Origin of the sequence: Bifidobacterium asteroides (assembly GCF_019469425.1) — a bacterium.
In the GTDB taxonomy this organism is placed as follows: domain Bacteria; phylum Actinomycetota; class Actinomycetes; order Actinomycetales; family Bifidobacteriaceae; genus Bombiscardovia; species Bombiscardovia asteroides_I.
The window spans coordinates 1,072,084-1,087,251 of sequence record NZ_CP048272.1 but is presented as its reverse complement, the minus strand read 5'-3'; the positions used below and the strand labels follow the sequence as shown (position 1 = coordinate 1,087,251).

Annotated in this window: 17 protein-coding genes; 3 read left to right on the top strand and 14 right to left on the bottom strand. The window is 60.4% G+C overall.

The window, feature by feature from the left end:
* The first annotated feature begins 8 nt into the window (after positions 1–8).
* The 3 genes from GYM67_RS04400 (at position 9) to GYM67_RS04390 (ending at position 3,711) form a co-directional block, all read left to right on the top strand.
* Positions 9–2,573, top strand: a complete 2,565-nt coding sequence (locus GYM67_RS04400) for a DEAD/DEAH box helicase (RefSeq protein WP_220237293.1) — start codon at positions 9–11, stop codon at positions 2,571–2,573.
* A gap of 84 nt (positions 2,574–2,657) precedes the next feature.
* On the top strand, positions 2,658–3,005 hold the full coding sequence (locus tag GYM67_RS04395; RefSeq protein ID WP_220237292.1) for an RNA polymerase-binding protein RbpA: 348 nt from the start codon (positions 2,658–2,660) through the stop codon (positions 3,003–3,005).
* Positions 2,998–3,711, top strand: coding sequence for an HAD hydrolase-like protein (locus tag GYM67_RS04390; RefSeq protein ID WP_220237291.1), 714 nt, complete (start codon positions 2,998–3,000; stop codon positions 3,709–3,711). The genes GYM67_RS04395 and GYM67_RS04390 overlap by 8 nt, the downstream gene beginning before the upstream one ends.
* A gap of 259 nt (positions 3,712–3,970) precedes the next feature.
* On the opposite strand, the gene GYM67_RS04385 is transcribed toward GYM67_RS04390, so the two are convergent.
* The 14 genes from GYM67_RS04385 to hisF form a co-directional block, all read right to left on the bottom strand.
* The gene (locus GYM67_RS04385; protein ID WP_220237290.1) at positions 3,971–4,567 is read right to left on the bottom strand and encodes a MerR family transcriptional regulator; all 597 of its coding nucleotides are present in this window, start codon (positions 4,565–4,567) and stop codon (positions 3,971–3,973) included.
* A 13-nt stretch (positions 4,568–4,580) separates the two neighbouring features.
* Positions 4,581–5,024, bottom strand: a complete 444-nt coding sequence (locus GYM67_RS04380) for an FHA domain-containing protein (RefSeq protein ID WP_220237289.1) — start codon at positions 5,022–5,024, stop codon at positions 4,581–4,583.
* A gap of 6 nt (positions 5,025–5,030) precedes the next feature.
* The gene (locus GYM67_RS04375) at positions 5,031–5,867 is read right to left on the bottom strand and encodes a DUF881 domain-containing protein (protein WP_258561575.1); all 837 of its coding nucleotides are present in this window, start codon (positions 5,865–5,867) and stop codon (positions 5,031–5,033) included.
* A 5-nt stretch (positions 5,868–5,872) separates the two neighbouring features.
* The gene (locus tag GYM67_RS04370) at positions 5,873–6,205 is read right to left on the bottom strand and encodes a small basic family protein (RefSeq protein ID WP_220237288.1); all 333 of its coding nucleotides are present in this window, start codon (positions 6,203–6,205) and stop codon (positions 5,873–5,875) included.
* 1 nt (position 6,206) lies between these two features.
* The gene (locus GYM67_RS04365) at positions 6,207–7,163 is read right to left on the bottom strand and encodes a DUF881 domain-containing protein (RefSeq protein WP_220237287.1); all 957 of its coding nucleotides are present in this window, start codon (positions 7,161–7,163) and stop codon (positions 6,207–6,209) included.
* Complete coding sequence (locus GYM67_RS04360) at positions 7,156–7,779, bottom strand: CDP-alcohol phosphatidyltransferase family protein (protein ID WP_220237286.1); 624 nt, start codon at positions 7,777–7,779, stop codon at positions 7,156–7,158. Before GYM67_RS04360 ends, GYM67_RS04365 begins: the two co-directional genes overlap by 8 nt.
* 4 nt (positions 7,780–7,783) lie before the next feature.
* Entirely contained in the window at positions 7,784–8,635 is an 852-nt protein-coding gene (gene hisG, locus GYM67_RS04355; RefSeq protein ID WP_220237285.1) for an ATP phosphoribosyltransferase, read from the bottom strand.
* Between the two features lie 51 nt (positions 8,636–8,686).
* Positions 8,687–8,950, bottom strand: coding sequence for a phosphoribosyl-ATP diphosphatase (locus GYM67_RS04350; protein WP_220237284.1), 264 nt, complete (start codon positions 8,948–8,950; stop codon positions 8,687–8,689).
* Between the two features lie 31 nt (positions 8,951–8,981).
* Entirely contained in the window at positions 8,982–9,647 is a 666-nt protein-coding gene (gene rpe / locus GYM67_RS04345) for a ribulose-phosphate 3-epimerase (RefSeq protein WP_220237283.1), read from the bottom strand.
* 89 nt (positions 9,648–9,736) lie between these two features.
* Complete coding sequence (gene lgt / locus GYM67_RS04340) at positions 9,737–10,648, bottom strand: prolipoprotein diacylglyceryl transferase (RefSeq protein WP_220237282.1); 912 nt, start codon at positions 10,646–10,648, stop codon at positions 9,737–9,739.
* Between the two features lie 37 nt (positions 10,649–10,685).
* The gene (gene trpA / locus GYM67_RS04335; RefSeq protein ID WP_220237405.1) at positions 10,686–11,576 is read right to left on the bottom strand and encodes a tryptophan synthase subunit alpha; all 891 of its coding nucleotides are present in this window, start codon (positions 11,574–11,576) and stop codon (positions 10,686–10,688) included.
* The gene (gene trpB / locus GYM67_RS04330; RefSeq protein ID WP_220237281.1) at positions 11,576–13,681 is read right to left on the bottom strand and encodes a tryptophan synthase subunit beta; all 2,106 of its coding nucleotides are present in this window, start codon (positions 13,679–13,681) and stop codon (positions 11,576–11,578) included. Before trpB ends, trpA begins: the two co-directional genes overlap by 1 nt.
* Before the next feature lie 64 nt (positions 13,682–13,745).
* Entirely contained in the window at positions 13,746–14,159 is a 414-nt protein-coding gene (hisI, locus tag GYM67_RS04325; protein ID WP_220237280.1) for a phosphoribosyl-AMP cyclohydrolase, read from the bottom strand.
* 160 nt (positions 14,160–14,319) lie between these two features.
* Complete coding sequence (gene hisF / locus GYM67_RS04320; RefSeq protein ID WP_220237279.1) at positions 14,320–15,096, bottom strand: imidazole glycerol phosphate synthase subunit HisF; 777 nt, start codon at positions 15,094–15,096, stop codon at positions 14,320–14,322.
* Between the last annotated feature and the right edge of the window lie 72 nt (positions 15,097–15,168).

Genomic DNA, 15,168 nt, shown 5'->3' with positions numbered 1-15,168 from the left:
GGAGGAACATGTCAGGTCATCGTCACCACGGACAGGATTCAACAGCATCCGAACCGGGGCCGGCGGAACGCTACGCCCGTTTCAGTCGTCACCGCAAGCGCATGACCGGGGCTCCCGCACGCTTTCAGTCCAAGCTGCCCTTCCCCCTGGATGACTTCCAGCTGGAGGCCATCACCGCCCTTGAGGATGGCGACAACGTCCTGGTGGCCGCTCCGACCGGCGCCGGCAAGACCATCGTGGCTGACTTCGCAGTATTTTTGGCCCAGGAACAGAACGTCAAGACCTTCTACACCACCCCCATCAAGGCGCTGAGCAACCAGAAATACCATGACCTGGTCGACCGATACGGCGAGGACCGGGTGGGGCTGCTGACCGGCGACACCTCCATCAACTCCGAGGCGGACATCGTGGTCATGACCACCGAGGTCCTGCGCAACATGCTCTACGAGCAGTCCTCCACCCTGATGGCCCTGAAATACGTGATCCTGGATGAGGTCCACTATCTGGCCGACCGTTTCCGGGGGCCCGTCTGGGAAGAGGTCATCATCCATCTTCCGGCTTCAACCCGAATCGTGGGGTTGTCGGCCACCGTGTCCAACGTGGAGGAGTTCTCCGACTGGATCTCCTCAGTGCGCGGACGCACCCATCTGGTGGTCTCCGAGCGACGGCCCGTGCCGCTGGAACAGCATGTCCTGGTCCAGGCCGACAGGCACACCGAGCCCGAGATCTTGGACTTGTATCGGCATGACGGTTCAGGACGGCAGACCCCAAAGATCAACCCGCGTCTGGTCTCCAGGCTGGCCCAGCTGGACAAGGCTGGGCAGGAGCGCGCCCAGGCCCGCGACCAGGGGCACCACCACCGTCATGGCCGGGGCGGCAGACCGGAGCGGCGAACAGGGGAGCGGTATCGACCAAGCCGGGCCGATGTGGTCGATGAGCTGGACTTCATGGATATGCTGCCCGGCATCTACTTCATCTTCTCGCGCACCGGCTGCGACCAGGCCGTCCAGCAGTGCATCCGAGCAGGGCTGCAGCTGACCACCGATGAGGAAGCCCGCCGCATACGGCACATCGTGGACTCCATGGCAGCCGGCCAGCTCAGCAAGGAGGATCTCAAAGCGCTGGGATTCGCCCAGTTCCGCTTCGCTCTGGAGCAGGGCTTCGCCGCCCATCATGCCGGCGTCGTCACTCTCTTTCGGCAGATAGTCGAACACTTGTTCGAGTTAGGACTTCTCAAGGTGGTCTTCGCCACCGAGACCCTGGCCTTGGGCATCAATATGCCCGCCCGTTGCGTGGTGGTCGAGAAGCTGGAGAAATTCGACGGGACAGGCCATGTAGCTCTTACGCCTGGCGAGTTCACCCAGCTGACCGGTCGAGCCGGCCGGCGCGGCATCGACGACATTGGTCATGTAGTGGTGGTCGACCACCGGGACTTCAGCCCCAAGACCATGGCTGCGCTGTCCAGCCGGAGGGTTTACCCGCTGCACTCCAGCTTCCGGCCCACCTTCAACATGGCCGTCAACCTGCTCAACTCATCCAGCTACACGCGTGCCCGAGACACCCTGGACCACTCCTTTGCCCAGTGGGAGGCCAACCGATCAGCCTCCGAGCTGGAGGAGCGCATCGAGACCCTGACCAGCGGCCTGGAGGACTACCGGAAAGCTGCTCAATGCAACCGTGGCGATCTGATCGAGTTCATGCGTATCCGTGCGGCCCTCTCTTCGGCCCAGAAAAACGATCGCCGCCGACTGAAACGGCAACGATTCACCAGCGAGAAGGCCCGCAACCGGGCATTCTGCGACCTTGACCGGCATATCGACCAGCTGCGTGAGCAGGAGCGCAACCATCCCTGCCGCCAGTGCCCTGACCTGCCCAAGCATCTGTGCTGGGGGAACCGATGGATCCGCATGGATAAGGAGCTGCAGCGCACCCGGGAACAGTACGAGTCCAAAACAGGGTCAGTCTCACGACAGTTCGACAGGATCTGCCAGATTCTGGCTGACCTGTGCTACACCCGGCCTATGGACCCAGACGTCTGCCGACTGACCCGGAAGGGCCAGCTGCTCCGGCGCATTTACAGCGAGCAGGATCTGAGTCTTGCAGAGATCCTTGATCGGGGCATCCTCAATGATCTGGAGCCCGCCGAGCTGGCAGCCGCAGTCTCCGGACTAGTCTACGAATCTCGCCGTGGGGTGGGGGAGCAGCCGGGGGAGAGGGCCGGATACCGGGCTCACAGGCTGGTTGAGGCCATGGAGGATATGAAACGTCAGTGGTCCCAAGTGCAGGAACGCTGCAATCAGGCTGGATTGGAACTGCCCCCGGAACTCGACTTTGGCTTGGGGCCGACCATCTACGACTGGGCCTGTGGCGACTCGCTGACCACCATCCTGCGCGACAGCGATCTGACGGCGGGGGACTTTGTGCGCAATGCCAAGCGCCTGTCCGATGTGCTCACCCAGATCGTTCAGGTCGAACACTACCTGGGCAGGGGAGGGCATCACCTTGCCAGAACCGCCAGCATCGCCGCCGACCAGGTCAATCGTGGCATTGTGGCTTATACGGGCGTGGAGTGAACACGGCCGCAGACAGGGAATAAGTTTCAGGTCAACACTGTTCTGTAGCTTGGAGGCAGTGACGGACACGAGTATGGAGGAATCATGGCAGAGCGCAGTCTTCGCGGCATGAGTATCGGGGCGAAGTCCCTGGAATCCGATCAGAATGTGGATTTCGCGGCACGCAGCGAGGTCGCCTACATCTGCCCCAAGGGCCATCGGACCATTCTGCCGCTGGCTGAGGGCGCTGAGGTGCCGCAGGAGTGGGAGTGCCGTTGCGGGCAGATCGCTCAACTCGAGGGGCATGACGAGCAGGAGTCCGGCAAAACCGGCAAACCGACCAGGACCCACTGGGACATGCTGCTGGAGCGCCGGTCCGAGGACGAGCTCAAGGCCGTACTGGACAAGCGCCTGAAAATGCACCGAGAAGGATGGTTCCCCGATTATGAGTAAATCACCGCGCCGCCTGGTTCTGCTGGATCTGGACGGCACCCTGACCGCCTCGCATCCGGGCATTATCGCCTCTGTGGTACAGACTTTCAAAGAGCTTGGTCATCCTGTGCCCAATGAGAGCCAGCTCAGACGATTCATCGGACCAGCTATCGGAGTATCCTTGCGCCACAACGGCATCAGGGAGGAAGACGTCGATAAGGGCGTACAGATCTACCGGCGTTATTACAGCGAGATGGCAGCATTCAAGGATCCGGAGCATCCTGGCCAATACATTCCTGGACGTCTGCTCGCCACCGTCTTCGACGGCATCCCCGAACAGCTGAGTCGTATGCACAAACATGGTCTGACATTGGCTGTGGCCACCTGCAAACCAGAGTACCAGGCACTGCCGGTATGCGACCACTTCGGACTGGCACCACTGGTTGATGGCGTCTATGGCGCAAGCAAGGACTCCACCAGGATCACCAAGGCCCAGGTCATCACCTATGCACTTGGGCAGATTGGCTTCAATGCAAAACTTGGAGACCGAGCACTCATGGTCGGTGACCGCTGGACTGATGCTGATGGAGCGCTGAAAACCGGTCTGGACTGCCTAGGATGCGGCTGGGGCTATGCCGAACCCGGAGAGCTGGAATCTCACGGCTGCTATCGAGTCATCGACCAGGTCGGCCAAATGTGCCAAGCTGCCGAGAATTACTTCGACTAGGTCAGGATAACGATCAGATTCAGCACTGAGCCCGAGCAAAATGACTTCTGGGGCCACCTGAAATCACCTGGGCGGCCCTATGCAATTGACAAACCGCTTGTTAATGCAGCTGTGCTATTGCAACGTCAGTGTTAATAGAATGACTATGAACAAAACGCTGGAAACCAGCAAAACCGAAATCCTGACTGAATAGGCCGATAATGTACGTTATGTCAAATTACTTATTTTTTTCTCCCCTGCTTATGCCGCACATGGCCGCTCATGCAGCCCGCTGACGCTGCTCATGCTGGTGCTCCAGACGCTGGCGCAGGCGCATAGCCGTCAGCTCGTCAATAGGCTGCTCAGGCAAGCCTGGGGTCAGCTGTCCGGTAGTCAAATCCACATGGTCGCAGGTCTGCAGCTCCAGATCCATACGATGCCAGATAGCGCCCACGGAGATAGCAAAAACTGCACGTCCGGATTGCATCAGCCCAAAGACCTGATCCGCGCCTGAGCATTCGGTGACCTGATCACCGTCACAGACCACGGTCACATGCTCAAGCTGACCCACGGTTCGACGCTCAAGATAAGCCACGGTGCTCGTAGCGTTGACCAGATTGACACCGGCATCCAGAAGCCGCTTGAGGACGGCTAAAATGACCACATCTTTGAAGGAATAGAGCCTGCGGGAGCCTGAGCCATGCGAGGCCTTGATTGATGGTTCTACAATCCGTTTTCGGGCCCAATAATCCAGTTGCCGATAGGTGATGCTAGCCACCTTGGCCGCGACCGTTCCCCGATAGCCCCGGGTCGTGCCCTCGGCCTGCTCAGGCGAAAAGAGTTCACCCTGGACCAGCGTCGGCATCTCATCGGCCATGCCATGCCCCCTATCAGCTTTTGGAGATGACTGCCCGATTATCGAAGTAGACCAGCCTGAACTTGCCGATCATGATTTCGTCGCCGTTGTGAAGGTCTGCCTGGTCCACGCGTTCACGGTTGACGTAAGTACCGTTGAGACTGCCAGTATCCTCAACCCGGAAGCCATGATCGGTCCGTACAAATATAGCGTGTGCCCGGGAGACCGTTGAGTCGTCCAACAGAATGTCCGCCTTTGGATCTCGGCCCACGCTGACCTGATCCTCGTCCAGCAGATAGCGTGATCCCGACACCGCTCCCCTGGTAGAGATCAACAGGGCCGTACCCTCGGGCAATCGGGCCATGGTCTCCAGGTCGTCCTTGGTCAGTGGACGGTCACCGTTGGAGGTGACTGGAATATTCAGGGCCGGCATGCCGATGATAGTCGTCTCGCCTGCAGTGGGAATAGGTTCTGTCATAATTGCCTATTCTACAGGCTTTGCATACTGATAGTCCTGCACGCGTCGAACCTGGTCGATTTTGACACTATCGGACTGGTCCACTGAAACGGATGCATGGAATTGCACCTTGATCCGCGAGCCCACTCCCCCGGCTATCTGAATGGCATTCTGCAGGCTGTCCGGGTCTCCGATGGCCTTGACTACGTAGGGGCTGTGCAACTTGGCATGGTCGCACTGCAGGCCGGTGCGGGTATCCAGCAGATAGGTGTTGGTGACCACCCGGACATCATTGAAGGATATGACCTCAGCCCCGGCATTGCGCAGCTCCTCGATCAGGTTGAACATGGTCGAGGCATCCACACGGTCGCTGTCTTCGGTGACTGTCACCACCACTCCCCTGCCCTGGGCCGGCAGCCGTCCGGACAGGATGCCGCTGCTCTGTTCGTTCTGCTGGGAGATGCGGGCGGCCTCCTTTTGCTTGTCGGCGGCAGACTTGATGGAGGTCAGCTGCTGGTTGAGCTGGCTCTTGCGCTCTTCCAGCTTGTCAACCTGATTGCTGGTCTCATCCAACACCCGCACCAGCTCTTCCTCGGACAGGCTCTGGTAGGAGGACTGGTTATTGCGCACCTGGACGGCATACCCGAAGCCCAGCAGCGCACACATAAGGGCCACCAGGACGCTGGTGACCAGCCTGACCCGGGTGGCATTGGAGTTGAGTGTGCGCAGAGGCCGCCGACGAACCACCGGGAAAGCGCCGGTCTGCGTATCGTCGGATGGAGCCCTGACCCGCCCAGGCCGCCTGGGCGGAATGCTCTCGGGCATCCGTTCATCGCGCTTCTTCCTGATGAGGGTGTGTCTCATTATGCTCACCCCTTGAAAATGAAACGTCGAATAGCGGAGACGTTGGAGAAAATGCGGATGCCTAGGACCACGATGACGGCCGTGGACAGCTGGGAGCCCACACCCAGCTGATTGCCCAGGAAGACCAGAAGAGTGGCGGTGATCACATTGGAGATGAAGGAGACCACGAAGACCCGGTCCGAGAAGCTGCGCTCGAAGTAGGAACGGACCGCGCCCATCAATGCATCCAAGGCTGCCACCACCATAATGGGCAGATAGGGCTGCAGGACGATGGGAATGTCGGGCTTGAGCAATATGCCCGCCACCACGCCCAGGATCAGGCCGAGAATTGCCGACATGTCAATGACTCCTTCCGGCATAGGACAGATTAGGCAGACCTACAGCATTCAGGCTGAGACGCCGCTGCTTGTTCACATTGACGGTTATGTTCGCATTCTTCATGTCACGCAGGCGGCTTTGCAGATCGCTTCGGGCCATCAGATCAGACAGGGCGCTCTGATCGCCGATAGCCTCGATCTTGTATGGTGCCTCGATGGAGGCGGTCCCCACCAGGATGGTCTGGCCAGCCGTGCGCACGGAGGTCTGCGTTCCTATTCTATTGCCGTTGATGGCGATGGCCTCGGCCCCCGCAGACCAGAGCTTGGTCAGAAACCACTGCAGGTCCTGGTCGGTGACCAGTTTGATTTGATCAGCATTGTCCTGGGCATCTTTGGAGGCTATGGGGTTGGCCAGGGTGATGGCGATGCCCTGGCCCTGCACCCTGCTGGTGCCGTTGGTCAGATCGTCGGCCGTCTGGGTGCTGTTCTGGCCTTGGCCGCCCACTTGATCCGAAAGCGTGTCGATATTGCCGTTGAGGTCAGAAATCTGCCCGTTAAGGTCATTGGCACGCTTGCTGACCGCCTCTACCTGGGTAATCAGCTTTTCGCGCACCTTCTGACGCGGATCACGGTGCAGCACCTGAACTATGCCAGTGCCGGCCAATCCGACCAGCACACAGATGACGAAGACCAGGATCCTGTTCACCCAGACGCTCAGCGGTGATCGGCGCTCAGCGGGCAACAGGCGGGCATCCTCGAACATGGGATCCATGGGGCGGTTGGTCAGATCATCGATCAGCCTCAGGGACTCATCGGCCATGCGCCGACGTGTGGACTCCTGGGCAGGCTCAGAACTTTCCTGATCCACATAGTGGCGCTCCAAACCAGCAGTGGAATGCGAAAAAGCCGCCCGGCGGTGAATCAGGGCACGGTCGGGCGGCACAGGGAAGGATTCAGGCATCATTTGCGGCTCAGTCATGATGACCGTCCTGACGGTCCTGGCAAAGCAGTCCGATGCCCTGACGTGCGTAGATCAGCCCGGCCAACCAGTAGAGCGCCACACCCCAGATCACAGCCGCAAGAGCCACCAGATGGAAGAAGCGGAAGAAGGCCGACGTGCCCACATCCGCAAAAATCAGGGCAGGTATGGCCAGCATGAGCACGGCCGTCCCGGTCTTGCCCGCGAAGTGGACCGGTAGAGGGCCATAGCCGTGCTGGGCCAGCGCCAGAACCAGCAGGCCCATGAGCACATCCCGAGCACCGACGAGGGCCAGAAGCCACCAGGGCAGGATGGAGGCGATGCTCAAGGCAAGGACGGAGCAGAGAATGAGCAGACGATCGGCCACCGGGTCCAGGATCTGCCCCAGCTTGCTGACCTGGTTGAACCTGCGGGCAATGATCCCGTCCACACCGTCTGACAGGGCCGAAATCAGCATCACTACCAGGGAGATGATCAGATGCCGGTTGGCCACCAGATAGGCGATAAGAGGAATGGATAGGATGCGGAGCAGGCTGATGAGATTCGGTACAGTGAGAATCACGGAACGCGGCTCAGGGCTGTACCTGCTGCGTGAAATTCGATCGATCAGTGCCATCCGACTACATTCTAGAAGCTTGAAGGGCTGTTACAAGGATGGCACGCGCACCGATCTCATAGAGACGGTCCATCAGGTTGTTCACCTGGTCCCTGGGGACCATGGCCCTGACAGCCGCCCACTGCTTGTCGTGCAGGGAGGAGACTGTCGGCGACTCGTACCCGGGCGTGATGCCTACAGCCATGGCTACACGCTCGACCGGGATGTCGTAATCCATCAGTACATAGCGACGGGCTGTCAGCACGCCCTCCAACCTGCGGGACATGACCGCTAGCCGCTCATCATTCGGATCCAGGCGGGGCGACCTGATGAGAATCCCCTCCGACTTCAGAATGGGATCGCCGAAAACCCGAAGCCCGGCATTGCGCAGGGTGGTGCCGGTCGAGACCACATCGGCGATCAGGTCGGCTACTCCCAGCTGGACTGACGACTCCACTGCCCCGTCCAGGTGGATCAGTTCGGCCTTGAGCCCCTTGCTTGTCAGGTAGTCCTCAAGAAGTCGGTCGAAAGTGGTGGCGATCCGCCTGCCGTCCACGTCCTGCAAGGTCCTAATGGAGCTAGTCCCCGGAGCGGCGAACCTGAAGGCGGACGCGCCGAATCCAAGCTGCATGACTTCTACAGCCCCGGTGCCAGAGTTCAGCAGAAGATCGCGCCCCGTGATGCCCAGATCGATGGTCCCCAGGCCGACATAGACAGCTATGTCGTTGGGCCTTAAGTAAAAGAGCTGGATGCCGTTGTCCACGTCATCAACGACCAACTGCCGGTCGTTGGAACGCAGACGGTAGCCAGACTCTGACAGCAGCCTCCATGCGGGCTGGGACAACATGCCTTTATTGGGCACCGCGACCTTCAACACGGCCAACCTCCTAATCGCGGAAGCGAATCTACAGCGGGATGGGATTGAGAGTCACAGGTACCTGTAGACATCCTCCAGGGTGATGCCCCGATCGATCATCATGACCTGGATGTGATACAGCAGCTGACTCATCTCTTCGGCCGTCCGCTTCTTGCCCTCGTATTCAGCGGCGATCCAGGTCTCCCCGGCCTCTTCATTGATCTTCTTGCCGATGAAATGCGTGCCCTTGTCCAGCTCGGCAACAGTCAAGGATCCTTCTGGGCGCTCCATGGCCTTGGTTGTGAGCTCTGCAAACAACCCATCGAAGGTCTTCATCTGGCTATCTCCATTCTTCCTGCAAAACCTGTCAGTCCTTGTAGCTTACCTGTGCGGCCTGCCTGATCTGGTCAATGGCCTTGGCCGGGTCGTCAGCGCCGTAGACCGCGGAGCCTGCCACCAGGACATCGGCTCCAGCCTCTGCCACGATGGGGGCCGTAGTGGGGCTTACCCCGCCATCCACCTGGATGTGGGTCTTGAGGCCACGGGCGGTTATCTGGTCACGCAGGCGGCGGGTCTTAGGCATCTGATTGTCCAGGAACTGCTGGCCGCCGAAGCCTGGCTCCACGGTCATGACCAGAATCATGTCAAACTCATTCAAAATATCGAAGATCGGCTCAACAGGCTCGGCAGGGCGCACGGCCAGGCAGGCCTTGGCCCCCATGTCGTGCAGCTGGCGGGCCAAACGGACCGGGGCATGGACGGCCCCGGTGTGGAAGGTGACGGAGGCTACACCCAACTTGGCGAATTCAGGAGCCCAGCGGTCTGGGTCCTCGATCATCAGATGGACGTCCACCGGCAGGTGGGTCACCTGGCAGATGCGCTCCACCACAGGCTCGCCAAGCGTCAAGTTGGGAACAAAGTGGTGGTCCATCACGTCCACGTGGACCATATCGGCATTGGCAATAGCCTTGAGATCCCGCTCCAAGTTGGCGAAATCGGCGGAAAGAATGCTGGGTGCTATCTGAATGCTCATGGAGATTAGTCTATGTTGTACGGAAGACCGGCGGCACCGGTTTGTGGCTCAATTGCACAGGTCCCGATCCTTGGGTGGCCGACCCTGCCCTACTTGTTCTGGGCTTCGGATTCCTGACGCACCTCGAGTTCGGTGATGGTCCTCAGCTTTTCTGACAGCAGGGAGGTCGGCTTGCCCTTGCGCGCTATGAGGACGAAGGCTGCAGCCGCCAGGAAGAAGACCGTCATGGACACCCAGACGTTGACTCTGACCCCGAGGAATTCGTGGGCGAAGTCGATGCGAAGGGCCTCGATCCAGGTGCGCCCCAGTGTGTACCACATGACATACAGGGCGAAGAGGGAGCCGGCCTTGAGGACGTTCACCGCCTTGTGACCGATCCAGACCAGGAGGGCCGCGCCGATTAGATTCCAGATCATCTCATACAGGAATGTGGGTTGGAAGAGGGTGCCGGTCGGGCAGGTGGCCCCGTCATAGCACTGTTCGCTACTGCCGATGGCGGAACCTGCCGCATCGATCTTCAGTCCCCAGGGCAGCATGGTGGGAGCCCCGTAGAGCTCCTGGTTGAACCAGTTGCCCAGCCTCCCGATGGCCTGGGCCACCAGAAGGGCAGGAGCCACGCTGTCGGCCAGCAGGGCGGTCGGGTAATTCTTGTGGCGGCACCAGGCCCAGGCTGCCAGAGCTCCCAGGAGAACTGCACCCCAGATGCCCAGGCCTCCGCGCCAGATGCGCAGGATGTCTGCTGGGTTGCCATTAGCTCCGAAATACCGCTCAGGGGTGGTGATGACGTGGTAGAGCCTTGCGCCGACGATACCGGCCGGTACTGCGCAGATGGCGATGTCCAGAATCTGGTCGGTCCGGCCACCCTCCTTCTTCCAGCGCCTGGCCGTGATCCAGGCAGCCACGATGATGGCCAGGAGCATGGTCAGTGCATAGAACCTGATAGTGACCGGCCCCAGTTGAAAACTGGATATTCCCGGCGATGGAATGTAGGCAAGCGTCATAAAGCCCCAATCTAGCCCCTGGGCCTTACAGCACCATTCACTTCCTGGCCTGGGAGATGCCCCAACGCAGGTCGGAGCAGACCTCAGACAGGATTTCCAGCGCCTTTCTGCGGTCCTTCCGCGGCCTGCCCTCGTCATCCAGAAGACAGTGGACCAGGGCCGAGCCGACGATGACCCCATCCGCGTATGCGCCGACCTGGGAGGCCTGCTGGGCGGTCGAAACCCCGATGCCTACGCATACATAAGGGGCGCCAGCAAGCCTGACCCTCGCCACCAAGTTCTGGGCAGAGGTGGACATGCTGGCTCGTTCCCCGGTGACGCCCATCCGGGAGGTCGCATAAACGAAGCCCCTGGCAGCGCGTGAGGTGAGCTGCAGACGCGCATCGGTGGAGTCTGGCGAGACCAGATAGACCCGATCAAGGCCATACCGATCTGACTGCTCTATCCATTCCCCGGATTCGTCGACAATTAGATCCGGGGTGACCAGCCCGGACCCGCCGGCCTCGGCCATGCGCCGCGCAAAATCAGCTACCCCGCGATGCAGAATCAGATTCCAGTAGCTCATGACCAGTGCCCTTGCGCCATCTGCCTGGACCTGACGGACAGCATCGAAGACACCCTCGACCTTGACGCCATTGTCGATGGCGCACTTGCTGGCTGCCTGGATGACCGGGCCATCCATGACCGGGTCGCTGTATGGCAGTCCTATCTCGACGATGTCGACCCCGCTTTTCACCATGACCCGCATGGCCTCCAAGGATGTGGGCACGTCGGGGAATCCGTAGGGGAAGTAACCGATGAATGCCGGCCTGCCCTGCTGGCGAAGGGCCTGCAAAGTGGACGCCAACGGGCTGGGCGTGCGGCTGACCCCCCTTGGCTGAGCGGGCCGGACGGGGGCTTTCTGCCATTGCCATTGCTGGTTGACCATCATCGGACCTCCTCTTCTGCTTGATCGCTCTTGCTGTGCCCGGCCTGGGCTTCCAGATCGCTGGCCTCCTGCTCGGACAGGTACCTGAACCACCTGCCCGCCGTGGCTACATCCTTGTCGCCCCTGCCTGAGATGTTGATCAGAATGACAGGATTCTTGATTCCCCTGCGCAGAAGGTCGGTGGCCGCCTTGCTGGCTCCAGCCAGGGCGTGCGAGGACTCCAGGGCAGGGATGATGCCCTCGGTCCGGCAGAGGTCACTGAAAGCCTGCATGGCCTCCTGATCAGTCGCATAGTCATACTTGACCCGGCCCATGTCGTGCAGCCAGGCGTGCTCAGGTCCAACCGAGGCGTAATCCAGGCCGGCGGAGATGGAGTAGGTATCCATGGTCTGGCCCTGGTCGTCCTCCAACAGATAGGACTTGGCCCCTTGGAAGACGCCGACCTGTCCTGTGCCTGGCGACAGGCGGATGGCGTGCTTGCCCGAGCTGGGTCCGTCTCCGCCGGCCTCGTATGCATAAAGGGAGACCCTGGGATCGTCCAGGAAGGTGTTCATGATGCCGATGGCGTTGGAGCCTCCGCCGACACAGGCCACAACCCCGTCGGGATGGTCGATGCCGTATGCGGAAAGCTGTGCGGAAGCCTCTTCACCGATGACCTTCTGAAAGTCCCTGACGATGGTCGGGAAGGGGTGGGGGCCGGCCACCGTGCCCAGCAGGTAGTGTGTGGACTCCACGTTGGTCACCCAGTCGCGCAGGGCCTCGTTTATGGCATCTTTGAGGATTCTGGTCCCGGTGGCCACTTCGACGACTTCGGCTCCCAGCATCCTCATTCTGGCTACATTCAGGGCCTGCCTGCGGGCGTCGATCTGCCCCATGTAGATTCGGCACTTGAAGCCCAGGAGAGCGCAGACCGTAGCCGTGGCCACACCGTGCTGACCGGCGCCGGTCTCCGCGATGACGCGGGTCTTGCCCATACGTTTGACCAGAAGCCCCTGACCCAAGGCGTTGTTGATCTTGTGGGCACCAGTGTGATTCAGATCCTCCCGCTTCAGGAAGACCCTGACCTGGCCGCCGACCCGATCGCTGATCAGCTTGGCGAACCTGGGAGCTGGCGTCAGAGCCGAGGGGCGCCCCACATAGACCCTGTTGAGTCTGTTCAACTCCTCACGAAAGGCCGGATCAGCCTTGGCCTCCTTGTAGACCCGCTCCAGCTCGTCAAGGGCGCCAACCAGGGCCTCAGGTACGAAACGTCCGCCATAGGGGCCGAAATAGGGACCGTCATGGGTCGACAGGGGCCTTGCCTCGGCGGCCTTGAAACTGTGACCAGCCTGAACCAGCAGGCGGACGGTACCCTCCTGATCCTGGGAGGTGACCAGGCCTTCTCCTATCAGAACCGCATCGGCCCCGGCACGGGCGTACCGCTCCAACTCGACCGTGCCAAACACTCCGGACTCGGCCACCTTGACCACATCCTTGGGCAGGTTGGAAGCCAGCCGGGCATACTGGTCAACGTCAACATTCAGGTCCTTCAGATTCCGGGCGTTGATGCCGATCACCCTGGCACCGGCCGCGATGGCCCGCTCGATCTCCTGGCGATCATGCGTTTCGACCAGGGCGGTCATGCCTAGGCTCCCGGCTAGGTCGAGCAGGTGCTTGAGGCGGGTGTCATCCAGGGCAGCGACAATCAGCAGGATCATATCCGCTCCGTTGGCCCTGGACTCCCAGACCTGATAGTCAGAAACAATGAAGTTCTTGTTGAGCACGGGAATGCCCACGGCCTGTCTGACCTGCCGCAGATCCTCCAAAGACCCCAGGAAGCGCCTGCCCTCGGTCAGGACCGATATGGCCGAAGCGCCCCCGTTGGCATACTGCCGGGCCAGGGCGGCGGGGTTTTTGATGTCGGCAAGGTACCCCTTAGAGGGCGAGGCACGCTTGATTTCCGCGATGATTGGAATGCCGACACTCTCCCTGAGCAGTCGCGCAGTGTCCAGGGGTTTGCGCTTCATGCTCCTGACCTGTTGCTTGAGGCTTTCCAAGGGAATCTTCTGTACCCGGCTCCTTGCATCCTCTACGGCGCCGGCCACCAGTTCATCCAAGACGGTCATAGAGCCCTTCCCTCCAGTTTCCTGTGTGTTCCCTGCCACAACCTTAGCGTTTTTCTGCACTGGATTACCCTTCCTCGCTCCGCATTTGTGCCTGCGTACGGTTGCCTTGCACCGCTGGCAAGGGTCCTCCGGCTTCAAAACAGGACCTGTGTCCGGTATGGCAGGCCGCTCCCACCTGGTCGACTTCGATAAGCAACGCGTCCCCGTCGCAGTCGATGCTGACGCCCTTGACGTATTGGACGTGCCCGGAGGTATCTCCCTTGCGCCAGTATTCCTGCCTGGAGCGGGACCAGAAGGTGACCCTGCCCGTGGTCAGGGTGCGTCTCAAGGCCTCCTCATCCATGTACCCGACCATGAGCACCTGATGGCTGTCATACTGCTGGACCACAGCGGCCACAAGTCCCTTGGCATCCTTCTTGAGCCTGGCTGCTATGACCGGATTCAAACGTACTTCCTGGTCCTTCGAAGACTGTGGCATTGATCCTCATCCTCCTTATATTCATCCAACTGGTTCAGCTGAATTGTCCGACATGACCTTGTCGGTTGATTGTCTTCGTATGGGTATGGTTTCACGATGGCTGCCAACGGGCCTGTAAAAGCCATGCACCTTGCAGTGCCGAAATTGTCTGCGGGAATGGTTAGGCCTGCCATCGAACCGGATACCCGGCCGCATGGAGCGCCTGCTTGACATCCTTGACGGACACCTGTCCAAAATGGAAGACGGAAGCTGCCAGGACCGCGTCGGCCCCGGCCTTGACAGCTGGAGGAAAATCGGCGGCTTTGCCTGCTCCGCCACTGGCAATGAGCGGAAGGGATACGGCCTTGCGCACGTCGGCGATCATCTCCAGATCGAATCCCCGACGGGTCCCGTCCGCATCCATAGAGTTGAGGAGGATCTCACCGGCTCCGAGCTCCTGAGCCTGCTTGACCCAGTCGATGGCATCAATGCCGGCAGACTGGCGGCCGCCCATGGTGGTCACCTCATATCCCGAGGTAATGCCCTGTGCATCAGATCGGCGGGCATCGACCGAGAGCACCAGAACCTGTCGGCCGAACCGCTGGGCGATGTCTCCGATGACCAGCGGATTGGCAATGGCTGCCGTGTTGATGCCGACTTTATCGGCGCCTGACCGCAGGAGGGTATCGACATCCTGCGGGGTGCGCACGCCACCGCCGACGGTCAGCGGAATAAAGATCTGATCGGCAGTGCTCTTGACCAGGTCCACCATGGTGGCTCGCCCGATGCCCGAAGCGGTCACATCCAGGAAGGTCAGTTCGTCGGCGCCTTGTTGGTAGTAGACGGAAGCCAGTTCGACCGGATCGCCCGCATCGCGCAAATTCTTAAAATGGACGCCCTTTACCACACGGCCTTGGTCGACATCAAGGCATGGAATGACACGAACCGCTACTGTCATGCGACCTGCCTCCCTGCCTGAACCGATTTGTTTGAGTAACGACTTTAGCTTCTGCAGTGTCCGGAAACCATA